The sequence below is a fragment of the Pseudomonas sp. Z4-7 genome, from assembly GCF_051131965.1.
Classification (GTDB): Bacteria; Pseudomonadota; Gammaproteobacteria; order Pseudomonadales; family Pseudomonadaceae; genus Aquipseudomonas.
On sequence record NZ_CP071642.1, the window covers coordinates 731,624 to 752,500 of the forward strand.

Consider the following 20,877-nt stretch of genomic DNA (forward strand, 5'->3'; position numbering starts at 1 on the left):
TCGTCTTAGCCTAACGTCGGCCTACCCAGTCGTCTTGCGACATAAGGCCAATCAATGCCGACTAACGGACACCAACAGCTCGAACGACGTATTCCGGACCTGACGGAGCTGCCTCGGCCGCTTTATGCCCGGGTCGAAAGTCTGAATGCCGGTTCGTGGACCCAGGCTCATCGCCACGATTGGGTGCAATTCTCCTACGCGATCAGTGGCGTGCTCGGCGTCCATACGGCCGAAGGCAGCTTCTTCGCGCCACCGCAATGGGGCATCTGGATCCCGGCCGACCTGGAGCATCAGGTCGTGACGTCCATGCGCGCGGAAATGCGCAGTCTTTACGTCCATCGCCAAGCGTGCCCGTGGGCCGAAGATCGTTGCCGGGTGCTCGAAGTTACACCGCTGGCGCGGGAGCTGATCAAAGTGTTCTGCCAGTTTCCCGCCGCTTACCCACAGGGCGAGACCCAGGAAACACGCTTGGTCCAAGTGCTGCTGGACCAATTGGCGGCGCTGCCGGAAGTGGGCTTTTCTCTGCCATTGCCCCGTCATGCTCGTTTGCTGGAACTGTGCAACGAATTGATCGAGCAACCCGAAGGCAGCGTGACCCTGCAAGCCTGGGCCGAGCGCCTGGGCACGTCGGAAAAAACCTTGATGCGCCTGTTCCAGCGTGAAACCGGCTTGAGCTTCCGTGCGTGGCGCCAGCGCATGCGCCTGTTGTCTTCCCTGGAATCGCTGGAACAGGGCGATAGCGTGACCAGCGCGGCCTTGTCCTGTGGGTATGATTCGACGTCCGCTTTCATTGCGGCATTCAAGGGACTGTTCGGTTTTACGCCGGGGGAACTGTTCAAGCGCTGACTCGTTTGGCTCTTGTCGCAACCGCTTGCCATTCACTGAGCAACCCCACGCCCGGTCTCGACTATGATTTGGCTCGGTTGTCCGACCCGGCACAGTGTGTGCATTCAGGGTTCATAGGTCGGACCCCCTCCCCGTGGAGGGAGGATTGCCGTATAACGACCTGTCATTCGCGTGTTTGGTAATAAAGGACCCAGAATAAAAGCTGATGAAGACTCCAAAACGCATTGAACCCCTGATCGAGGACGGTCTGGTCGACGAGGTGCTGCGCCCACTCATGAGTGGTAAAGAAGCAGCTGTTTATGTGGTGCGCTGCGGCAACGAGCTACGTTGCGCCAAAGTCTACAAGGAGGCGAACAAGCGAAGTTTTCGCCAGGCGGCCGAATACCAGGAAGGCCGCAAGGTGCGCAACAGCCGTCAGGCCCGGGCCATGGCTAAAGGCTCGAAGTTTGGCCGCAAGGAAACCGAAGACGCCTGGCAGAACGCTGAAGTGGCCGCGCTGTTCCGGCTGGCCAGCGCCGGCGTGCGGGTTCCGAAGCCGTATGACTTCCTCGAGGGCGTGCTGCTGATGGAATTGGTGGCCGACGAATACGGCGATGCGGCGCCGCGTCTCAACGACGTGGTGCTGGAGCCGGATCAGGCCCGCGAGTATCACGCTTTTCTGATTTCCCAGATCGTGTTGATGCTGTGTACCGGTCTGGTGCACGGCGACCTGTCGGAGTTCAACGTGCTGCTGACGCCGACGGGGCCGGTCATCATTGATCTGCCGCAAGCGGTGGACGCTGCCGGGAACAACCACGCCTTCAGCATGCTGGAGCGGGACGTCGGCAACATGGCGTCCTACTTCGGTCGGTTTGCCCCGGAGCTGAAACGCACCAAATACGCCAAGGAAATGTGGGCCCTGTATGAAGCAGGCACCCTGCACCCGGCGAGCGTGCTGACCGGTGAGTTCGACGAGCCGGAAGAACTGGCGGATGTCGGCGGGATCATGCGCGAAATCGAGGCCGCGCGCCTGGATGAAGAGCGCCGCCAGGCCGTACGCGCCGCCGACGATGCGCCACCCGGCAAGACCGAAGAGCCGCCTCCGCCGTGGATGCAGTGATCGGTTGACCTGAAACCCGGCCATGGCCGTAATGCGGTTCAGTTAAGAAAAATAATGTACCTGTGGCGAGGGAGCTTGCTCCCGCTCGGCTGCGAAGCAGTCGTGAATCTGCGGGTGCGGTGTGTCTGAGGCTCCGCATTTGGCAGGTTTTGGGGCCGCTTCGCGGCCCAGCGGGAGCAAGCTCCCTCGCCACGGGTTTGTCGATTGCCTCAAGTGAACCGCATTAGGCCCAGGGCGGTTTTTTGATGGTCAGCCTGGATCCTCGTGGGAGCATCAGTTTCTGCATCACCCCGACGCCAATTTCCTGAGGATCGGGCAGTCCGGGCGATGATCGCCCTGGCAGTGCTCCACCAGATCCTGGAGCGTGTCGCGCAGTTCGGCCAGTTCGCGGATTTTCTGGTTCAGTTCGTCGATATGCTGCCGGGCCAGGGCCTTTACGTCGGCGCTGGCACGTTGACGGTCCTGCCATAAGGTCAGCAATTTGCCGACCTCTTCCAGGGAAAACCCCAGATCCCGGGAGCGCTTGATGAATTCCAATGTGTGCAAGTCATCGGCGCCATAGATCCGATAGCCACTCTCCGTGCGATGGGCTGCCCTGAGCAGGCCGATGGATTCGTAGTACCTGATCATCTTTGCGCTGAGGCCGCTCTGGCGGGCTGCCTGGCCAATGTTCATCGCTTGTCCTCCAGATGCGCGGGTGTCCAGAACTTCAACAACAATGCATTGCTCACCACGCTGACGCTCGACAGCGCCATGGCTGCGCCGGCCAACACCGGGTTGAGCAAACCGAACGCCGCCAGCGGAATGCCGATCAGGTTATAGACGAACGCCCAGAACAGATTCTGACGAATTTTTGCGTAGGTCTTGCGGCTGATGTCCAGCGCCGCCGGTACCAGGCGCGGATCGCCGCGCATCAGGGTGATGCCGGCGGCCTGCATCGCCACGTCGGTGCCGCCGCCCATGGCAATGCCGATGTCCGCGGCGGCCAGGGCCGGAGCGTCGTTGATGCCATCGCCGACCATCGCCACCACCGAGTCGGCTTTCAGTTGTTGAACGATGGCGGACTTGTCGCCCGGCAACACTTCGGCGTGGACGTTGGCGATTCCCAATGCCTGGGCAACGACCCGAGCGCTGCCCCGGTTGTCGCCCGTGAGCAGGTGGCTGGCGATGTGACGTTGCTTCAAGGCCTCGACCGCCGCCAGAGCGCCGGGCTTGAGGGTATCGCCGAAGGCGAACAGGCCCAGGACCCGAGGCGTTGCGCCTTGCTCGACGAGCCAGGACAGGGTTCGGCCTTCGGTTTCCCAGGCTTGCGCCGACTCGGCCAGCGAACCGGGGTTCAGGCCCAGCTCTTCCAGCAGACGACGATTTCCCAAGGCCAAGCGGCGCCCGTCGAGGCTACCGGCGATACCGCGTCCGGTCAGGGACTGGCTATCGCTGGCATCCGCTACGCTCAGGCCGCGTTCGGCGCAGGCGTCGAGCACCGCTTTGGCCAGCGGGTGTTCGCTGCCGCGCTGCAAGGCGCCGGCCATGTTCAGCAGTGCGTCTTCATCACCGTCAAGCGCAGCCAGATGGGCGATGCGTGGCGTGCCGGACGTCAGGGTGCCGGTCTTGTCGAACACCACCGTGCCGACTTCATGGGCACGCTCCAGCGCCTCGGCATCCTTGATCAGAATGCCGTGGCGGGCGGCCACGCCAGTGCCGGCCATGATTGCCGTCGGCGTCGCCAGGCCCAGGGCACAGGGGCAGGCGATCACCAGCACGGCGACGGCGTTGATCAGCGCCGTCTCCAGCGGCGCACCGTAGAGCCACCAGCCAAGCAACGTTGCGAGTGCCAGGATCAATACGACCGGCACGAAAACCTGGCTGACTTTGTCCACCAGCTTCTGAATCGGCGCCTTGGCGGCCTGGGCGTCTTCCACCAGGCGAATGATGCGTGCCAGCACGGTCTCGGCCCCCAGGGCCCGGGTGCGCACCAGGAGGCGCCCTTCGCCATTGATCGCGCCGCCAGTGACCTGATCACCGGGCTGCTTCGGCACAGGCAGGCTTTCGCCGCTGATCAACGCCTCGTCGGCGTGACTCTGGCCCTCGAGCACTTCACCGTCCACCGGGAAGCGCTCGCCGGGCTTGACCAGCACCAGATCATTCAAGCGCAGGGCACTGATAGCGACGTCCCGTTCCTGACCGTCGATCAGTTGGATGGCCCGCTCCGGTCGCAAGGCTTCGAGGGCGCGGATGGCGCTGGCGGTCTGTCGTTTGGCGCGGCTTTCCAGGTACTTGCCCAGCAGCACCAAGGCAATCACCACGGCCGATGCCTCGAAATACAGGTGCGGCATGCTCCCCGGTCGGGCCATCGCCCACTCATAGAGGCTCAAGCCATAGCCGGCGCTGGTGCCCAGGGCAACGAGCAGGTCCATGTTTCCGGCGCCGGCGCGGACGGCTTTGAACGCCGCGACGTAAAACCGCGCACCGAAGATGAATTGCACCGGCGTCGCCAGCGCGAATTGCGCCCAGGCCGGCAGCATCCAATGCACGCCGAACGGCTGCAACAGCATCGGCAATACCAGCGGGATCGACAGCAGAATCGCCAGCACCAGGGCTACGCGCTCGCGGCTCAGCTGATCGGTTCGCGTTTTTTGAGGCTGTTCGACTTGCCAGACACTGGCGTCGTAACCGGCGCGTTTAACCGCGTCGATCAGGCTTTGCGGATCAACCTGCCCGAGCAATTCGAGGTGTGCTCGCTCATTGGCGAGATTGACACTGGCCCGGTTCACCCCGGCAACTTTCCCCAGCGCCCGTTCGACCCGGCCAACGCAAGAGGCGCAGGTCATGCCCTCGATACTCAACTCCAGGGTCTGGACGGGAACGCTGTAACCTGCCTGCTCGACTGCCTGCATCAACGCCGGCAGGCTTCCCTGCGGGGCCTGGATCCGCGCCTGTTCCGTTGCCAGGTTGACGCTGACGGCGCTAGCGCCGGCAACCTTGCTCAAGGCTCGCTCGACTCGCCCGGCACAGCTTGCGCAGGTCATGCCGGAAATCGGCAGATCGAAGGTGGTGGACTCGGACATCGGACAGGCTCCCTGTAGTGAGTGACTACAGGATCAACCTTGCCACGCGGGCAAGGTCAAGCACCAGTTCAAAAGCTTGGGTGGACCCTTGTGGGAGCGAGCCTGCTCGCGAAGAGGCCGGTAAGGCCGATATCTTCATCGGCTATCGCATCGTTTTCGCGAGCAGGCTCGCTCCCACAAGGACTCGCGAGGTCAGTAACCGAGATCAGCCTGCTTGAGGTACATGCCCTCATGTGTCATGGCGATGCGGTACTTCAGGATGTCGCCGGCCTTGAGCGTGATGTTCTGCGAACCGGGGGCAAGCATGCCTGGGTTGCAACCCGGCGCCTGGCCTGGCAGCAATTTCAGGCGCAAGGAGAACTGCCCCGGCGGCAAATTGAATGAAGTGCTCTGCTCCTGGAACAGCCTGGCCGCGAGCTGGTCCTGAATGTAGATGCCGATTTCGCAGCTGGTCGACACTTCCAGGCGCTCGCGGGAAATGATCAGCACACCGAAATCTTCGCCGGCGGCCGATGCCTGGGGCACCAATGCAGAAAAACCGAGCATGCAAAACAGGCTGAACGCTGACCAGCGCATGGCTGAACCTCCGGTATTAAATCCTTGATGTGTGCAGCTTGGCCGAGCGCGCAGCCGAATGCCAGCCCGGCAGTTTCCGCCAGAACTTGACCTTGCCATGATGGCAAGCTTGAAACTGCGCACAACCTCAAACCAAGGAGTCATTTTCATGCAGATCTTTAACGTTCAGGGCATGTCCTGCGGTCATTGCGTAAAGGCCGTCACCCAGGCTCTTCAAGCCAAGGACCCAGACGCCGAGGTAAAGGTGGATCTGGGCACCAAGACTGTTGAGGTCCAAAGCAAGTTGTCGTCCGATACCGTAATCGAGGCAATCAGGGAAGAGGGTTACGAAGCCAGTCTTGCTTGAAACTTTTCAATCGTTAGCGAGCTATCGGAATGTTCAAGAGCGCCAAGCCCGGCTAGACTGTCGGGCTGCCGACTGACGCCTGAGCTGGACGCCCGATGAACCTCCGTACCATTCTGATTCTTGGCGCCTTGAGCGCTTTTGGTCCCTTGGCGATCGATTTCTATCTGCCGGCCTTCCCGGCAATGGCGATCGCCTTTGGCACCGATGAAAACCATGTCCAACTGACCCTGGCCGCCTACTTCCTCGGGCTGTCCCTCGGGCAACTGGCCTACGGGCCGGTGGCGGATCGCTTTGGACGACGTATCCCGCTGCTGACAGGCGTCGGCCTGTTCACCGTGGCATCGCTGGCCTGTGCCTATGCGCCCAGTCTCGAATGGCTGATTGGCGCTCGCTTCGTCCAGGCGTTGGGCGGCTGTGCCGGGATGGTGATCTCCCGGGCGGTAGTCAGCGACAAATGCGACGCGGTGGGCTCGGCCAAGGTGTTCTCGCAACTGATGCTGGTGATGGGCCTGGCGCCGATCCTGGCGCCGATGCTCGGCGGCTTGCTGGTGAACCTGTACGGTTGGCAATCGATTTTCATTGGCCTGACCTTGTTCAGCGCGCTCGCGGCGACGGCCGTCGCGTTGTGGCTTCCGGAGAGCCTGCCGGCCCATGTACCTCGGCAACCGTTATCGGGAGCATTGCGTCAGTACGGTCGGCTCCTCACAGACTCGGTTTTCCTGGGGCACGCCCTGACAGGCGGCATCGCGATTGCCGGGATGTTTGCCTATATCGCCGGTTCGCCATTTGTCTTCATAAAGCTTTACGGCGTACCGGCCGAACACTTCGGCTGGTTGTTCGGTACCAACGCGGCGGGTTTCATCCTGGTGGCCCAGGTCAATGCCCGCTTGTTGTCCAGGCGAGGCCCGGCATTTTTGCTGGCTCGCGCCGTCTGGGTCTACTGGATAGCCGGGCTCAGTTTACTGGCTGTCAGCGCCTTGCAGCCGGAGCGTTTGTGGCCGTTACTGATCCCATTGTTCATCTGCATCGCCAGCCTTGGCTGCATACTCCCCAATGCATCGGCCTGCGCCATGAAGGGGCAGGGAGCCCGGGCCGGTAGCGCTTCGGCGATGCTGGGGTGCCTGCAGTTTTCCGTAGCCGCCGGGGCCGCCGCACTGGTGGCGGCGCTGCATGACGGCACGGCAGTGCCGATGGCGATGGTAATCAGCCTGTGCGGACTATTGGTGGTGGGTGCCGCGATGCTGACCCGTCGGCTGCAGAACGCCCGGGCGCTCGCTCAGGCGGGCCAGCAGAACTGAGTCAGCTGGCGGCACGTTGCTGATGTTCGGGAAATTGATGCGGCGCATGGATGCGCGCTTGCAAGGTCGCGGCGAAAGCCTGGGCCTCGGCTTCTGAGCGAAAGGTCACGACGTGCTGGTCAAGACGCACTTGCCATTGGGATTTTGCCACCTCTTTTATCAGGATCTTCATTGCTGGCCTCCTCACGTAAAAGATTGCGTTGCAAAGGCCTCGAGTGTAGACCCGAATGCCAGCGCAATTGTGACGACGGTCAATTGTCGGACTAACGGTGCAGTTGCCCCACAGGATTGTTTGCAGGGCAACAGCCCGCTGCAGTCAGAATCCCTCTAGCACGATCTTGCCCTTGGACTTGCCGCTTTCCAGCAACGCGTGAGCCCGGCGCAGGTTCTCGGCATTGATGGTGCCAAAATGTTCGCCTACCGTGGTCTTCAACGTGCCGGCATCGATCAGTCGGGCCACGCGGTTGAGCAGCTTGTGTTGTTCAAGCATGTCGGCGGTCTCGAACAGTGAACGGGTGTACATGAACTCCCAATGCAACGACAAGCTCTTGCGCTTGAGCTTGGTCACGTCCAGCGATTTGGGATCATCGATCAGTGCCAGTTTGCCTTGGGGCGCCAGGGCTTCGACCAGTTGGTCGAGGTGCTGATCGGTCTGCGTCAGGCTGGCAACGTGGGTCACTTGGGCCTGGCCCGCCTCCTTCAGTGCTTCGCTCAGCGGCTGGCTGTGATCCACGACAAGGTGGGCGCCAAGGCCTTGCACCCATTCCTGGGTCTGCGGCCGGGAAGCGCTGCCGATGACGTTCAGTCCGGTGAGTTGGCGGGCCAGTTGCGTCAGGATCGAACCCACACCCCCGGCGGCGCCGACAATCAGCAGGCTCTGGCCCAGATCGCTCTGGCCTTCCTTGATCTGCAATCGATCAAAGAGCAATTCCCAGGCGGTGATAGCGGTCAGCGGCAATGCGGCCGCTTCGGCGAAACCGAGGGTTGTCGGCATATTACCGACGATGCGCTCATCGACAACGTGCAACTCGCTGTTGCCTCCGGCCCGGGCGATCGAACCGGCGTAGAACACCTTGTCTCCGGCCTTGAACAGCGTGACTTCGCTGCCTACGGCCTTGACCACGCCGGCCACGTCCCAACCCAGCACCTTGGCCGCGCCTGCTTCGGGCTGGACGTTCTGGCGGACCTTGGTGTCGACGGGGTTGACTGAAATGGCCTTGACCTCCACCAGCAGGTCGCGGGGGCCGGCGACCGGTTCGGGCAACTCGATGTCTTGCAGCGACTGCGGGTGGGTGATAGGCAGCGATTGGTAATACGCGATGGCTTTCATACAGCAGCTCCGTAAGGGGGTTCGATGAAGCCCATGTTTGGCTATTCAGGCGCGAGATTAAAGCAGCTGGAGCGACAGGCTCTTTCAATGATTTTTTGATAATGGCCATAGTCGCGGATAAATAGAGACTTTTCCCTCACGAACAATCGCCTCCAAAGGTTTCCGGAGGACAGGCAACCGCGATCCGCACGCTTATACTAGCGGCCGCCTGTATCGGCATGGCATCGAGCACGGCTGCAACCGGCCAGGAACCGGCCGGCACCTCATTACGGCTCAGTAGGCCCAGAGCAGTAGACGAACGATTCAACAGGGAGTGAATACATGGAACATGCACCTTGCATCAGCCAGATCGCCACGCTGCTGGCCGACCCCAAGCGCAGCGCAATGATGTGGGCGTTGATGGACGGTACGGCCCGGCAAGCTGAAGAGTTGGCCTTGCTGGCCGGGCTTTCGCCGTCCTCGGCCAATGCCCATCTGGGACGTCTGTCTGCCGGTGGCCTGGTGAAGGTCGAGATCCGTGGCCGCAAGCGGTTTTTTCGCCTGGCGGCACCCGAGATCGGCGCTGCCGTCGATGCATTGGCGAGCGCAACCCTGGCCAGCTCGCCGCGACAGGTTCCGGAAGTCTTCAAGCGCAGCCTCATGCCTAACAGGACGCCGACGGCACCCGCTTCGTTGATGCGGGCCAGGCTTTGCGATGACCACCTGGGTGGCACACTGGCAGCGGACCTGTATCAGCGGCTGCTGGAAGCCGGATGGCTCGAACAGCTTGAGCATCGGGTGGTCGTCACGCATAAAGGTGCCAGCCAACTGGCTGGGCGAGGTCTGTTCATCCAGGCACTGGCTCATCGCGAGACGCGTATGGCCTGCGCCTGCCCCGACTGGAGCGAACGTCGTCCACATCTGGGAGGGGCGCTGGGGGCGGCACTGCTGCAATTGTTCATGCAGTCAGGCTGGCTCAGCCTGCCCAACGACTCCAGGGCGTTGCAGGTAACCGCGCTCGGTCAACAGGAAATCCATCGATTCGCCAGGCAAGAGGTTCTGGAAATGGCGCTCTAGAGCGGTACACAGGTCGTTATCAGCAATAGCCGCCCGTGAGGTTCGCGCACACTCGGTCCGGGGTTCTATCGGATGGGGGGAATGCAATAGTGGACACTCACGTTTACAGTGCAGCGGAACGTCTTGAGCGGTTGCCCATGAGCGGCTATCACCGGGTCATCTTCATTATTATCGCGCTGGCTTTTTTCTTTGATTCCATGGATCTGGCCATGATGACGTTCCTGCTGGGCTCGATCAGAACCGAGTTCGGCTTGAGCGCCGCCCAGGCCGGTTTGTTGGCCAGTTCAAGCTTTTTCGGCATGGTGCTGGGCGCCTCGTTGTCGGGACTGCTTGCCGATCGCTTCGGACGCAAACCGGTGTTCCAGTGGAGCATCGTCTTGTGGGGGCTCGCCAGTTACCTGTGTTCCACCGCCCAGGACGTGGAGATGCTGACGCTGTTTCGCATCCTGTTGGGCGTCGGCATGGGCATGGAGTTTCCGATTGCCCAATCGATGCTCTCGGAGCTGATCCCGGCGAGGCAGCGCGGACGCTACATCGCCTTGATGGATGGCTTCTGGCCGCTGGGCTTCGTGGCGGCGGGGGTGCTGTCGTATTTCCTGCTGCCGCTGATCGGCTGGCGGGACATTTTCCTGGTATTGGCGGTGCCGGCGGTGTTCGTCCTGGTGATCCGCTTCTTCATCCCCGAGTCGCCACGTTGGCTGGAACAGGCGGGGCGGGGCGCCGAGGCGGATGCCGTGCTCAAGCGGATCGAAGACAAGGTCCGGGCCTCGCTGGGTCGCCAGGACCTGCCCGAACCGATTCGCCTGCCGACACTGGCGACGGCGCCCGGCAATTTCTTTTCGGCTCTGGCGCAGATCTGGTCACCGCTGTACCGCCAGCGCACGATGATGATCTGGAGCGTCTGGTTTTTTGCCTTGCTTGGGTTCTACGGGCTGACGTCCTGGCTCAGCGCGCTGCTGCAGCAGTCGGGGTTTGCGGTGACCCAGTCGGTTTATTACACGGTGCTGATTTCCCTCGGCGGGATTCCCGGTTTCCTGATGGCGGCCTGGCTGGTGGAGCGGTGGGGGCGTAAACCGGTGTGTGTCATCACGCTGCTGGGCGGCGGGGTCATGGCATTTCTTTATGGCCAGAGCGCGGTGTTTGGCGGGAACGTCACGCTGCTGATCAGCTCCGGGCTGCTGATGCAGTTTTTCCTGTTCGGCATGTGGGCAGTGCTCTACACCTACACCCCGGAACTGTATCCCACCTCGGCGCGAGCCACGGGATCGGGCTTTGCCTCGGCGGTCGGTCGCATCGGTTCGCTGCTTGGACCGCTGGTGACCGGCTTGGTCTTTCCGATCACCGGGCAGGGCGGAGTGTTCGCCCTTGGCGCCCTGTGTTTTGCCGTGGCGGCGGGCGTGGTCTGGTTGTTTGGAATGGAGACGCGGGGCAAGACGCTGGAGGAGTTGAGCGAGGGTACGGCCGTCGATTGAAGCTCATCCAAGTGGGAGCGAGCCTGCTCGCGAAGGCGGTCCGACAACCGAAAATGATGTCGACTGACTCACCGCTTTCGCGAGCAGGCTCGCTCCCACAAAAGGATCATCGCCAGTCTTAAGGTTTCACCAACCGCGCATCCAGGCTGTTCTGCGCCAACCGCCTGGCCTGGTCCTGGGTCATGCCCAGATGCGTGTGCAATGCGTGGAAGTTCTCGGTGACGTAGCCGCCGAAGTACGCCGGGTCATCGGAGTTCACCGTCACCTTCACGCCGCGTTCGAGCATGTCGAGGATGTTGTGCTGCGACATATCATCGAACACGCACAGCTTGGTGTTGGACAACGGGCAAACCGTCAAGGGGATCTGTTCGTCGATGATCCGCTGCATCAACCGCTCGTCTTCGATGGCTCGCACGCCGTGGTCGATGCGCTGGATTTTCAGCAGATCCAAGGCTTCCCAGATGTACTCGGGAGGGCCTTCTTCGCCGGCGTGGGCGACGGTCAAGAAGCCTTCATTGCGCGCCCTGTCGAACACCCGCTGGAACTTGCTCGGCGGGTGGCCCATCTCCGAGCTGTCCAGGCCGACGGCCACGAACGCGTCGCGGAAGGGCAGCGCCTGGTCGAGGGTTTTTTCCGCCTGCTCTTCGCTCAGGTGACGCAGGAAGCTCAGGATCAGGCCGCTGGTGATGCCCAGTTGTTGCTCACCGTCCTTGAGGGCGGCGGCGATACCGTTGAGTACCACTTCGAATGGAATGCCCCGGTCGGTGTGGGTCTGCGGATCGAAGAACGGTTCGGTGTGAATCACGTTCTGTGCCTTGCAGCGCAGCAGGTAGGCCCAGGTCAGGTCGTAGAAATCCTGGGAAGTGCGCAGCACGTCGGCGCCCTGGTAATACAGGTCGAGAAACTCCTGCAGATTGTTGAAGGCATAGGCCTGGCGCAGGGTGTCCACGTCGCTCCACGGCAGGGCGATCTTGTTGCGTTCGGCCAGGGCAAACAGCAGCTCGGGCTCCAGCGAGCCTTCTAGGTGCAGGTGCAGTTCAGCCTTGGGCAAGGCGTTAAGCCAGTCGTACATGTTTTTTTCTCATCAGCGAATCAATGGCGGGCATTCTACAGGGGTGGACGCCGATGTCTGGTAAAACCTGACCGGCTGATCCACTAACCGCGCAAGCCTGAACGACAGCTACGGCACATCCGAAGGAAACGTTCCCGTCACGTCACAGTCTAGTAGCTCATGACCCGTCCATGGCGATAGGCCCACAATGCTGACGTTGATCAAGCAAGAAAAATTGCTGCTGCTGGCCCTGCTTGCCGCTTTTGTCGCCTACCCGTTGGAGCATTGGCTGCTGGGCAGCGGGCAGGTCGTGGCGTTGGGTGGCGGCCTGGTGCTGATCGGTTTCATTGTCGCCGCCTCCATGCGCGTGGCCCATCACGCCGAGTTGCTGGCGGAAAAGGTCGGTGATCCTTACGGCACGATGATCCTGACTTTGTCGGCGGTGCTGGTGGAAGTGGTGATCCTGGCGATCATGATGAGTAACGAGGCGTCGCCGACCCTGGTACGGGACACCATCTATTCGGCGGTGATGCTCGATATCAACGGCATTCTCGGGCTGGCGGCGCTGATGGGTGGGCTCAAGCACGGCGAGCAGGTCTATAACGACGATTCGGCGCGTACCTACAGCGTGATGATCCTCACCGCCATGGGCGTGTCGATGGTGGTGCCGGAGTTTATTCCGCAGGAAAACTGGAAGCATTATTCGGCATTCACCATCGGCGCGATGATCGTTCTGTATACGTTGTTTCTGCGCATGCAGGTGGGGCCACACAGCTATTTCTTCAGTTACAGCTACCCGGAAAAACGCCGCAGGAAGGAACCGGTGGAAGCCGAGCCGAAACCCATCAGCCTGGCGTTCTCCATCGGCGCACTGGTGTTCGGCGTGGTGGTCATCGGTGCGCTGGCCGAAGTCATGTCCAAGGCTATCGACCTCGGGCTGGAAGGCTCCGGCGCGCCGCCGGTGGTCACGGCAATTCTGGTGGCGGTCATCTCCGCTGCGCCGGAAATTCTCACCGCCCTGCGCGCAGCCTTGGCCAATCGCATGCAGTCGGTGGTGAACATCGCCTTGGGCGCGTCGCTGTCCACCGTGATCCTGACGGTGCCGGTGATGGAAGCCATGGCCCTCTACACCGGCCAGCCTTTCCAGATGGCGATGACCCCGGTGCAGACGGTGATGACCTTCATCACCCTGATCGTCAGCGCCATCAACCTCAATGATGGCGAAACCAACGCCATCGAGGGCATGACCCACTTTGTGCTGTTTGCCACGTTTATCATGTTGTCGTTGCTCGGTCTTTGAACCTGTCACAGTCTCTGTGGGAGCGAGCTTGCTCGCGATTGGGCCAGGTCAGTCAATATCAGTGCCGGATATGAAACCGCTATCGCGAGCAGGCTCGTTCCCGCAGGTTTTCTGGTCGGGTCAGGTACCCGCGATCAGCTCTCGCGCCGCCTGGCTGTGGTCGGCAATCAAGCCCTTCAGGTCCAGCCCTTCGACCTGTCCATCGATCACTCTCCACTGACCCGCGACCATCACCCGGTCCGCCCGATCAGCACCGCACAGCAGCAGGGCCGAGATCGGATCGTGGCTGCCGGAAAAGCGCAACTCATCAAGCTTGAACATCGCCAGGTCGGCTTGTTTGCCCTCTGCCAGTTCGCCGATGTCGCTGCGTCCCAGCAATTGGGCCGAGCCTCGGGTCGCCCAGCCCAGCACCTTTTCCGGCGTGATCGCTTGCGCGCCATAGCGCAAGCGCTGGATGTATAGCGCCTGACGGGTTTCCAGCAGCATGTTCGACGCATCGTTGGACGCCGAGCCGTCCACCCCAAGGCCCAATGGCGCGCCGGCTGCGGTCAGTTCAAGCGTCGGACAAATGCCCGAGGCCAGGCGCATGTTCGAACTGGGGCAATGGCAGATGCCGGTTCCGGCGGCGCCGAGACGGGTGATTTCGTCAGGATTGAAATGAATGCCGTGGGCTAGCCAGGTACGTGGGCCCAGCCAGCCGACGCTGTCGAGGTAGTCCACGGTGCGCAGGCCGAAGCGCTGCCGGCAGAAGTCCTCCTCGTCGAGGGTTTCGGCCAGGTGGGTATGCAGGCGTACGTCGAGCTTTTCCGCGAGTTCGGCGCTGGCGCGCATGATTTCGGGCGTGACCGAAAACGGCGAGCAAGGCGCCAGGGCAATCTGGATTTTCGCGCCGGCACCGCGCTCATGGTATCGAGCGATCAGTCGCTGGCTGTCGTCGAGAATCACCTGGCCCTGCTGCACGGTCTGCTGCGGCGGCAAGCCACCGTCGGCCTCGCCCAGGCTCATGGAACCACGGGTCAGCATTGCGCGCATGCCCAGCTCACCGACGCATTGCACCTGCACATCGATGGCGTTTTCCAGGCCTTCGGGAAACAGGTAGTGGTGATCGGCCGCCGTGGTGCAACCCGACGACAGCAGTTCGGCCAACGCGACTTTGCTCGCCAGCGCGAGTTTTTCCGGAGTCAGCCGCGCCCACACCGGATAGAGGGTCTTCAGCCATGGGAACAACGGCTCGCTTACGACGGGTGCCCAGGCGCGGGTCAGGGTCTGGTAGAAGTGATGATGGGTGTTGATCAGCCCCGGCAGGATCACGTGTTCTCGAGCATCGAACACGGTGTCACAAGGCTGTGCGGGCTGTTGCCCGGCGCTGAGCAGCTCAACGATCACACCGTCCTGCAGGACGAGACCGCCACGGGCATCGAGGCCGTTGGCCGTGAAAATGGCGAGGGGATTTTTTAACCAGGTACGGGTCGCAGGCATGGTGGCCGGCTCCTCTGAAAGTGGGTTCAGGTTAGCCAGCTCAGTGATGCCCTGTCTGCTGATCCAGGGGCGCCTTGGAGGGCGCGGTTCGGAGTGTACTCAGGTTCCCGGACACATTTCCAGTGCCCGACAAAAGTCCTGCAGGATGGATGCTCCAGGGGTATCGGGGTGATTACCAGGGAATCGTCTCGCCTTTGTAATTGACGAAGTGATGCCCACCCTTGCCGGCAAAGGCATTGACCTGATCGATCAGCCCACGGGTGCTGGTCTCGACATCGATGGCCGCGCCTTCGCCGCCCATGTCGGTCTTTACCCAGCCCGGGTGCAGCGACAGCACGGTCAATGCCTGCTCGCCCAGCTGACTGACAAAACTGTTGGTCATGGAGTTGAGCGCGGCTTTGCTGGCCTTGTACAGTGCCAGTTCGGGGGCGTCGGGCATGGTCACGCTGCCCAGCACCGAGCTCATGAAGGCCAGCACGCCGCTGCCGTCGCGGATCTGCCCGACGAAGCGTTGGGCGAGGTTGATCGGTGCTACGGCATTGGTGAAGAACAGCTGACCGACCTCAGCCAGCGTTGCGCCGCCCGGGCTCTGGTTGTCGGGGCCTTTGACGCCGGCATTGACGAACAACAGGTCGAAGGTCTGGTCCCTGAGCTGCTGGCTCAAGGCGATGACCGCTTGCTGGTCGTCCATATCGAGCTTTTCGATTCGCACCGGGCCCAGCGCCTTCAAGGCCTCGGCGTTCTGTGGGTTACGTACCGTGGCGGTCACGTTCCAGCCATCACCCAGAAGCGTCTTCACCAAGCCGAGGCCCAGTCCCCGAGAGGCGCCGATGATCAATGCGGTTTTTGCCGAATTCATGAATGCTTCCTTGAAAGAAAAGTCACGGAGTTAATGGACAACATTGCCCGGGCGGTTGTTTCAGCTTGCGGCACAACGTGTCGGGAGCGGTCATGCGGTTTCGATCAGGTTCAGGTCCTTATTATGTCTGGTTAAAAAATGATCAGACGGCTGCAAGCCATGCTGTTCTTGGGGCGGCTGGAGCCATGAACGGGTTATCCACAGGTTGCTCCACAGTTATTGTGCGCAAGCCTGAAACTCGGGCATAAGCCCTGTGCGCCTTTCTTCTAAAGGCGATAAAGCATCGCAACCATTTGTTTTTTGACGGATTCGCCGGATCGGCGAATTTTTGTATGAAAAATGAACAATGCTCGAAAACCCGCATGACAGAAGGGTTACAGCTGGATGCGCCCAGGTTATCCACAGGCAGGTGCACAGCGCATGTGGGCAAACCTGTGCCTTTTTCATGAGGCTGCCGGGCGCTCAAGTCGTATCTGTCCGCGACTCAAGTCGGCCAGTCGCGTCTGCAGGCTCTCGATGTGTTCTTCACCGACTGCCAATTGCAGTTCCACGCCGTTGGCGGTGAAATCCTCGGCGAGGACCAGACCGCCGCATTCAGTTATCCGCAGTTTCACCAGGGCCAGCTCGGCGAAACCGCACAGGCAACGCAGCGCTACGCGGCTGATCAATTCGACCTTCTCGGCGGTTTGCAGGCATTTGTTCGCACCGCCGCCATAGGCGCGGGCCAAACCGCCGGTACCCAGCTGGATTCCGCCGTACCAGCGTATGACCAGCACCACGACCTGATCGCAATCCTGGGCCTGGATGGCCGCGAGGATCGGGCGCCCGGCGGTGCCGCCCGGCTCGCCATCGTCGCTGCTGCGATATTGGTCGCCCAGTTTCCATGCCCAGCAATTATGCGTGGCGTCCAGGTCGCTGTGCCGCTCTATAAAGGCCTGTGCCTCGGCGGGGCTGGTGATGGGGGCGGCGAAGGTGATGAAACGGCTTTTGCGGATTTCTTCACGGTATTCGCAAAAGCCGGCAAGGGTATAAGGCATGGAGTCCTAGAGGTCTGGTGTCAGGCCGCAGCCTTTGAGAATGATGCGGATGAGATTGTCGCCGGCGTCGATCATGTCTTGCCTGGTCAATTTGCTACGCCCGGTCACGCGGCAGATCTGGGTGGCGAAATCGGCGTAATGCTGGGTGCTGCCCCACAGCAGAAAAATCAGGTGAACCGGATCGACCGGGTCCATTTTGCCCGCATCGATCCAGGCCTGGAACACGGCCGCGCGGCCCTTGAACCAGGCGCGATAGTCCTGGTTGAAATACTCGCTCAGGCATTCGCCGCCGCTGATCACTTCCATGGCGAAAATGCGCGATGCCTGGGGCTGGCGCCGTGAGAATTCCATCTTGGCGCGGATGTAGCGGGTCAATGCCTGCGCTGGATCGTCCTCGGCGGTCAGGGAGTTGAAAGTGCTGTCCCACAATTCGATGATGTTGCTCAGCACGGCAACGTAGAGCCCGAGCTTGTTGGTGAAATAGTAATGCAGGTTCGCCTTGGGCAATCCGGCCTTCAAGGCGATGGCGTTCATGCTGGTGCCCTTGAAGCCGTGACGGGCGAACTCATCCTCGGCGGCCCTGAGGATGGTTTCCTCGTTTTTTTGACGAATACGGCCGGTAGGCTTGCCACCATGGGCAGGAACTTCAAAGGTCATGGACGTTTCCGGGCTGGGTCTGTGGGGGCGGGCAAGTGCGTTCATAGCGCACCGGCGCGGATCCGACAAGTGCTGCTGCCATAAAAGCTGTGTACTGCAAAAATGTCAGCGGGTTGCCGCCAGGTTTTCGAGAAAACTTTCCAGCACCAGGTGCGGGCGGCGACCCTTGCGTGTGACCGACGCCAGGCTCAGATCATAAAAACGTGCCAAGGGCTTGAGGGCTCGCAGCCGCCCTTGCTGAACCCATAGATTGGCGTAGTGATCTGGCAGATAACCAATGTAACGTCCGGTGAGGATCAGGAACGCCATGCCTTCGCGATCCGAGGCGCTAGCGGTGCAGTTGAGTGCCTGGTAATGAGCCTGGATCTCGGCGGGCAGGCGAAAGGTTGGCGCGATGGCGTCCTGGCTGTTGAGCCGAGCGTCTTCGAGCTGTTGGTCGTCCACATAAAACAGCGGATGACCTACTGCGCAATACAGCAGCGAGCGTTCACTGTAGAGCGGTTGATATTCGAGTCCGGAAAGGGCGCTGGCCTGGGGCACTACGCCGACATGCAGGCGCCCATCGAGCACGCCTTGTTCGACTTCGTTGGGAGCGATCATGCGAATCTGGATCTGCACGTCCGGCCCGCGTTCTTTCAACTGGGCCAAGGCGTGCGTGATCCGCATGTGGGGCAGGGTGACAAGATTGTCCGTCAGGCCGATTGTCAACTCACCGCGCAAATGCTGGTGCAGGCCGTTGACCTCGGTGCGAAAGCTCTCCAGCGCGCTCAATAACTGCAATGCCGATTGATAGACTTCCCGCCCTTCCTCCGTCAGTGAAAAGCCCGCGCGCCCACGCTGGCACAAACGCAGGCCAAGACGCTGCTCCAGATCATTCATCTGCTGGCTGATGGCAGAGCGGCCAATGCCAAGCACGGTTTCCGCTGCCGAAAACCCGCCGCATTCCACCACGCTGCGGAAAATGCGCAGCAAGCGGATATCGAAGTCGCTGACTTGGGCCAGTGGATCGGGACGACGAGCGCTCATAGTTTAGTGGTCCGCTGACTGAAGGTTAGAAAAGCTGGGTTTCACCGACTTTATCGTCGTGGCAACGTAGCCGCAAGAACGCCTTGGCTTCATGCCGCTCATACCCTGCGAGGTTTTGTCGATGAACATGCCCGAACACGCTGTCGGTTCCCTGGCCAGCCAGCTAAAGCTGGATGCCCACTGGATGCCCTACACGGCCAATCGTAATTTCCAACGCGATCCCCGCTTGATCGTCGCCGCCGAGGGTAGCTGGCTGACGGATGACAAGGGGCGCAAGGTCTACGATTCGTTGTCGGGCTTGTGGACCTGTGGCGCCGGGCACACTCGCAAGGAAATCCAGGAGGCGGTCGCCAGGCAATTGGGCACCCTCGATTATTCCCCGGGATTCCAGTACGGCCATCCGCTGTCGTTCCAACTGGCGGAAAAGATCACCAGCCTGACCCCGGGCAACCTCAACCATGTGTTCTTCACCGACTCCGGTTCCGAGTGCGCCGATACCGCAGTGAAGATGGTCCGTGCCTACTGGCGCCTCAAGGGACAGGCCACCAAGACCAAGATGATCGGCCGTGCCCGTGGTTATCACGGCGTGAACATCGCCGGCACCAGCCTGGGCGGCGTCAGTGGTAACCGTAAGTTGTTCGGCCAGGCCATGATGGACGTTGATCATCTGCCCCACACCTTGCTGGCCAGCAATGCCTATTCCCGTGGCATGCCGAAGGAAGGTGGCATCGCCTTGGCCGATGAGCTGCTGAAATTGGTCGAGCTGCACGACGCTTCCAACATTGCGGCCGTATTTGTCGAGCCGATGGCCGGATCCGCCGGGGTCCTGGTCCCGCCTGAGGGATATCTCAAGCGTCTGCGGCAGATCTGCGACCAGCACAACATCCTGCTGGTGTTTGACGAGGTCATTACCGGTTTCGGTCGCACCGGTTCGATGTTCGGCGCGGATAGCTTTGGCGTGGTTCCGGACCTGATGTGCATCGCCAAGCAGGTCACCAACGGCGCCATCCCCATGGGGGCGGTGATTGCCAGTTCGGAAATCTACCAGACGTTCATGAACCAGCCGACGCCCGAATATGCGGTGGAGTTTCCCCACGGCTATACCTATTCGGCGCACCCGGTGGCCTGTGCGGCTGGCCTTGCGGCACTGGATCTGTTGCAGAAGGAAAACCTGGTGCAAAGCGTGGCCGAGGTCGCGCCGCATTTCGAGAGTGCCTTGCATGGTTTGAAAGGCTCGAAGAACGTCATCGACATTCGCAACTTCGGCCTGGCCGGGGCGATCCAGATTGCCCCGCGCGACGGCGACGCCATCGTGCGTCCGTTCGAGGCCGGGATGGCCCTGTGGAAAGCCGGTTTCTATGTGCGATTCGGCGGCGATACCCTGCAGTTCGGACCAACGTTCAACAGCAAGCCGCAGGATCTGGATCGTCTGTTCGATGCGGTCGGTGACGTGCTGAATAAAATCGACTGATTTCTTTCTATATAGAGACGCTCGTTCAAGAGCGTCTGGCGAGCGAATTGTCTGGAGTCCCCATGAGCCTCATCCCGCATCTGATCAATGGCGAATTGCTGAGCGACAGCGCACGCACGGCCGACGTCTTCAACCCATCCACCGGGCAAGCAATCCACAAGGTCCCGCTGGCGGATCGCGCAACTGTCCAGCAGGCCATCGATGCCGCCAAGGCGGCTTTCCCGGCCTGGCGCAACACGCCGCCGGCCAAGCGTGCCCAGGTGATGTTTCGTTTCAAGCAGTTGCTGGAGCAGAACGAGTCGCGCGTTGCCCAATTGATCAGCGAAGAACATGGCAAGACCCTCGAAGACGCGGCCGGTGAGCTCAAGCGCGGCATCGAAAACGTCGAGTTTGCCTGTGCAGCGCCGGAAATCCTGAAGGGCGAATACAGCCGTAACGTAGGACCGAACATCGACGCCTGGTCAGACTTTCAACCTTTAGGCGTGGTGGCGGGCATCACCCCGTTCAATTTCCCGGCGATGGTGCCGCTGTGGATGTATCCGCTGGCGATCGTCTGCGGTAACTGCTTCATCCTCAAGCCATCCGAGCGTGACCCGAGTTCGACGCTGCTGATCGCCCAGTTGCTGCTGGAAGCAGGTCTACCCAAGGGGGTGTTGAGCGTGGTCCATGGCGACAAGGCAGCCGTGGATGCACTGATCGAAGCGCCGGAAGTGAAGGCGCTGAGCTTTGTTGGCTCGACGCCGATTGCCGAGTACATCTATGCCGAAGGTACTCGTCGCGGCAAACGCGTTCAGGCGCTAGGCGGTGCCAAGAACCATGCGGTGTTGATGCCGGATGCCGACCTGGACAATGCCGTCAGCGCGCTGATGGGCGCAGCTTACGGTTCATGCGGTGAGCGTTGCATGGCGA

Annotated in this window: 20 protein-coding genes (1 of these 20 running past the window's edge); 9 read left to right on the plus strand and 11 right to left on the minus strand. The window is 61.2% G+C overall.

Annotation, left to right across the window (positions count from 1 at the left end):
- Nucleotides 1–54: 54 nt before the first annotated feature.
- Together J3P91_RS03170 and J3P91_RS03175 are read left to right on the plus strand one after the other, a co-directional pair.
- Nucleotides 55–846: an AraC family transcriptional regulator gene (locus J3P91_RS03170; RefSeq protein WP_434569921.1), complete on the plus strand. Its 792-nt coding sequence runs from the start codon at nucleotides 55–57 to the stop codon at nucleotides 844–846.
- A gap of 205 nt (nucleotides 847–1,051) precedes the next feature.
- Complete coding sequence (locus J3P91_RS03175; RefSeq protein WP_072410317.1) at nucleotides 1,052–1,945, plus strand: PA4780 family RIO1-like protein kinase; 894 nt, start codon at nucleotides 1,052–1,054, stop codon at nucleotides 1,943–1,945.
- Nucleotides 1,946–2,230: 285 nt separating this feature from the next.
- Here J3P91_RS03175 and cueR read toward each other — a convergent pair whose 3' ends face one another.
- From cueR to J3P91_RS03190, 3 genes are all read right to left on the minus strand, one after another.
- Complete coding sequence (gene cueR / locus J3P91_RS03180; protein ID WP_434602718.1) at nucleotides 2,231–2,620, minus strand: Cu(I)-responsive transcriptional regulator; 390 nt, start codon at nucleotides 2,618–2,620, stop codon at nucleotides 2,231–2,233.
- Nucleotides 2,617–5,010, minus strand: a complete 2,394-nt coding sequence (locus tag J3P91_RS03185; RefSeq protein WP_434602719.1) for a heavy metal translocating P-type ATPase — start codon at nucleotides 5,008–5,010, stop codon at nucleotides 2,617–2,619. Before J3P91_RS03185 ends, cueR begins: the two co-directional genes overlap by 4 nt.
- Nucleotides 5,011–5,202: 192 nt before the next feature.
- Nucleotides 5,203–5,586: a hypothetical protein gene (locus tag J3P91_RS03190; RefSeq protein ID WP_434569918.1), complete on the minus strand. Its 384-nt coding sequence runs from the start codon at nucleotides 5,584–5,586 to the stop codon at nucleotides 5,203–5,205.
- Between the two features lie 148 nt (nucleotides 5,587–5,734).
- On the opposite strand from J3P91_RS03190, the gene J3P91_RS03195 reads away from it, so the two are divergent.
- Entirely contained in the window at nucleotides 5,735–5,932 is a 198-nt protein-coding gene (locus J3P91_RS03195; RefSeq protein WP_434602720.1) for a heavy-metal-associated domain-containing protein, read from the plus strand.
- A gap of 95 nt (nucleotides 5,933–6,027) precedes the next feature.
- The gene (locus J3P91_RS03200; protein WP_434602721.1) at nucleotides 6,028–7,230 is read left to right on the plus strand and encodes a multidrug effflux MFS transporter; all 1,203 of its coding nucleotides are present in this window, start codon (nucleotides 6,028–6,030) and stop codon (nucleotides 7,228–7,230) included.
- Between the two features lies 1 nt (nucleotide 7,231).
- On the opposite strand, the gene J3P91_RS03205 is transcribed toward J3P91_RS03200, so the two are convergent.
- Together J3P91_RS03205 and J3P91_RS03210 are read right to left on the minus strand one after the other, a co-directional pair.
- Complete coding sequence (locus J3P91_RS03205; protein WP_305497035.1) at nucleotides 7,232–7,402, minus strand: hypothetical protein; 171 nt, start codon at nucleotides 7,400–7,402, stop codon at nucleotides 7,232–7,234.
- 144 nt (nucleotides 7,403–7,546) lie between these two features.
- Entirely contained in the window at nucleotides 7,547–8,560 is a 1,014-nt protein-coding gene (locus J3P91_RS03210; RefSeq protein ID WP_434569915.1) for a zinc-binding alcohol dehydrogenase family protein, read from the minus strand.
- A gap of 321 nt (nucleotides 8,561–8,881) precedes the next feature.
- Here J3P91_RS03210 and J3P91_RS03215 point away from each other — a divergent pair, with 321 nt between their 5' ends.
- Nucleotides 8,882–9,616, plus strand: coding sequence for an ArsR/SmtB family transcription factor (locus J3P91_RS03215; protein ID WP_434602722.1), 735 nt, complete (start codon nucleotides 8,882–8,884; stop codon nucleotides 9,614–9,616).
- A 137-nt stretch (nucleotides 9,617–9,753) separates the two neighbouring features.
- Complete coding sequence (locus J3P91_RS03220; RefSeq protein WP_434604982.1) at nucleotides 9,754–11,088, plus strand: MFS transporter; 1,335 nt, start codon at nucleotides 9,754–9,756, stop codon at nucleotides 11,086–11,088.
- Nucleotides 11,089–11,206: 118 nt separating this feature from the next.
- Here J3P91_RS03220 and J3P91_RS03225 read toward each other — a convergent pair whose 3' ends face one another.
- Nucleotides 11,207–12,160, minus strand: coding sequence for an adenosine deaminase (locus J3P91_RS03225; protein ID WP_434569912.1), 954 nt, complete (start codon nucleotides 12,158–12,160; stop codon nucleotides 11,207–11,209).
- 187 nt (nucleotides 12,161–12,347) lie between these two features.
- Between J3P91_RS03225 and J3P91_RS03230 the strand changes: the two genes are divergently transcribed.
- Nucleotides 12,348–13,439, plus strand: a complete 1,092-nt coding sequence (locus J3P91_RS03230; protein ID WP_434602723.1) for a calcium:proton antiporter — start codon at nucleotides 12,348–12,350, stop codon at nucleotides 13,437–13,439.
- 120 nt (nucleotides 13,440–13,559) lie between these two features.
- Here J3P91_RS03230 and J3P91_RS03235 read toward each other — a convergent pair whose 3' ends face one another.
- The 5 genes from J3P91_RS03235 to J3P91_RS03255 all read right to left on the minus strand — a co-directional run bounded on the left by J3P91_RS03235 (nucleotide 13,560) and on the right by J3P91_RS03255 (nucleotide 18,497).
- Entirely contained in the window at nucleotides 13,560–14,918 is a 1,359-nt protein-coding gene (locus tag J3P91_RS03235; protein WP_434602724.1) for an 8-oxoguanine deaminase, read from the minus strand.
- Between the two features lie 172 nt (nucleotides 14,919–15,090).
- Nucleotides 15,091–15,777, minus strand: coding sequence for an SDR family oxidoreductase (locus J3P91_RS03240; protein WP_434602725.1), 687 nt, complete (start codon nucleotides 15,775–15,777; stop codon nucleotides 15,091–15,093).
- Nucleotides 15,778–16,220: 443 nt separating this feature from the next.
- Nucleotides 16,221–16,814, minus strand: a complete 594-nt coding sequence (locus J3P91_RS03245) for an IMPACT family protein (RefSeq protein WP_434602726.1) — start codon at nucleotides 16,812–16,814, stop codon at nucleotides 16,221–16,223.
- Nucleotides 16,815–16,820: 6 nt separating this feature from the next.
- The gene (locus J3P91_RS03250) at nucleotides 16,821–17,471 is read right to left on the minus strand and encodes a TetR/AcrR family transcriptional regulator (RefSeq protein ID WP_305497021.1); all 651 of its coding nucleotides are present in this window, start codon (nucleotides 17,469–17,471) and stop codon (nucleotides 16,821–16,823) included.
- A gap of 105 nt (nucleotides 17,472–17,576) precedes the next feature.
- Nucleotides 17,577–18,497 carry a LysR family transcriptional regulator gene (locus tag J3P91_RS03255; protein ID WP_434602727.1) on the minus strand — a complete coding sequence of 307 codons (921 nt, stop codon included), beginning with the start codon at nucleotides 18,495–18,497 and terminating at the stop codon, nucleotides 17,577–17,579.
- A 121-nt stretch (nucleotides 18,498–18,618) separates the two neighbouring features.
- On the opposite strand from J3P91_RS03255, the gene J3P91_RS03260 reads away from it, so the two are divergent.
- Together J3P91_RS03260 and J3P91_RS03265 are read left to right on the plus strand one after the other, a co-directional pair.
- Nucleotides 18,619–19,968, plus strand: a complete 1,350-nt coding sequence (locus tag J3P91_RS03260; protein ID WP_434602728.1) for an aspartate aminotransferase family protein — start codon at nucleotides 18,619–18,621, stop codon at nucleotides 19,966–19,968.
- Nucleotides 19,969–20,030: 62 nt separating this feature from the next.
- Nucleotides 20,031–20,877, plus strand: partial view of a CoA-acylating methylmalonate-semialdehyde dehydrogenase gene (locus tag J3P91_RS03265; protein WP_434602729.1) — the 5' portion only. Its footprint extends 647 nt past the window's final position; 847 of the gene's 1,494 nt are visible here — the first part of the coding sequence; its start codon is at nucleotides 20,031–20,033; the stop codon falls past the right edge of the window.

Coding starts and splice junctions, on each gene's coding strand:
- J3P91_RS03170 (WP_434569921.1), top strand. CDS start 55: ATGCCGACTAACGGACACCAACAGCTCGAACGACGTATTCCGGACCTG.
- J3P91_RS03175 (WP_072410317.1), top strand. CDS start 1,052: ATGAAGACTCCAAAACGCATTGAACCCCTGATCGAGGACGGTCTGGTC.
- cueR (WP_434602718.1), bottom strand. CDS start 2,620: ATGAACATTGGCCAGGCAGCCCGCCAGAGCGGCCTCAGCGCAAAGATG.
- J3P91_RS03185 (WP_434602719.1), bottom strand. CDS start 5,010: ATGTCCGAGTCCACCACCTTCGATCTGCCGATTTCCGGCATGACCTGC.
- J3P91_RS03190 (WP_434569918.1), bottom strand. CDS start 5,586: ATGCGCTGGTCAGCGTTCAGCCTGTTTTGCATGCTCGGTTTTTCTGCA.
- J3P91_RS03195 (WP_434602720.1), top strand. CDS start 5,735: ATGCAGATCTTTAACGTTCAGGGCATGTCCTGCGGTCATTGCGTAAAG.
- J3P91_RS03200 (WP_434602721.1), top strand. CDS start 6,028: ATGAACCTCCGTACCATTCTGATTCTTGGCGCCTTGAGCGCTTTTGGT.
- J3P91_RS03205 (WP_305497035.1), bottom strand. CDS start 7,402: ATGAAGATCCTGATAAAAGAGGTGGCAAAATCCCAATGGCAAGTGCGT.
- J3P91_RS03210 (WP_434569915.1), bottom strand. CDS start 8,560: ATGAAAGCCATCGCGTATTACCAATCGCTGCCTATCACCCACCCGCAG.
- J3P91_RS03215 (WP_434602722.1), top strand. CDS start 8,882: ATGGAACATGCACCTTGCATCAGCCAGATCGCCACGCTGCTGGCCGAC.
- J3P91_RS03220 (WP_434604982.1), top strand. CDS start 9,754: ATGAGCGGCTATCACCGGGTCATCTTCATTATTATCGCGCTGGCTTTT.
- J3P91_RS03225 (WP_434569912.1), bottom strand. CDS start 12,160: ATGTACGACTGGCTTAACGCCTTGCCCAAGGCTGAACTGCACCTGCAC.
- J3P91_RS03230 (WP_434602723.1), top strand. CDS start 12,348: ATGCTGACGTTGATCAAGCAAGAAAAATTGCTGCTGCTGGCCCTGCTT.
- J3P91_RS03235 (WP_434602724.1), bottom strand. CDS start 14,918: ATGCCTGCGACCCGTACCTGGTTAAAAAATCCCCTCGCCATTTTCACG.
- J3P91_RS03240 (WP_434602725.1), bottom strand. CDS start 15,777: ATGAATTCGGCAAAAACCGCATTGATCATCGGCGCCTCTCGGGGACTG.
- J3P91_RS03245 (WP_434602726.1), bottom strand. CDS start 16,814: ATGCCTTATACCCTTGCCGGCTTTTGCGAATACCGTGAAGAAATCCGC.
- J3P91_RS03250 (WP_305497021.1), bottom strand. CDS start 17,471: ATGACCTTTGAAGTTCCTGCCCATGGTGGCAAGCCTACCGGCCGTATT.
- J3P91_RS03255 (WP_434602727.1), bottom strand. CDS start 18,497: ATGAGCGCTCGTCGTCCCGATCCACTGGCCCAAGTCAGCGACTTCGAT.
- J3P91_RS03260 (WP_434602728.1), top strand. CDS start 18,619: ATGAACATGCCCGAACACGCTGTCGGTTCCCTGGCCAGCCAGCTAAAG.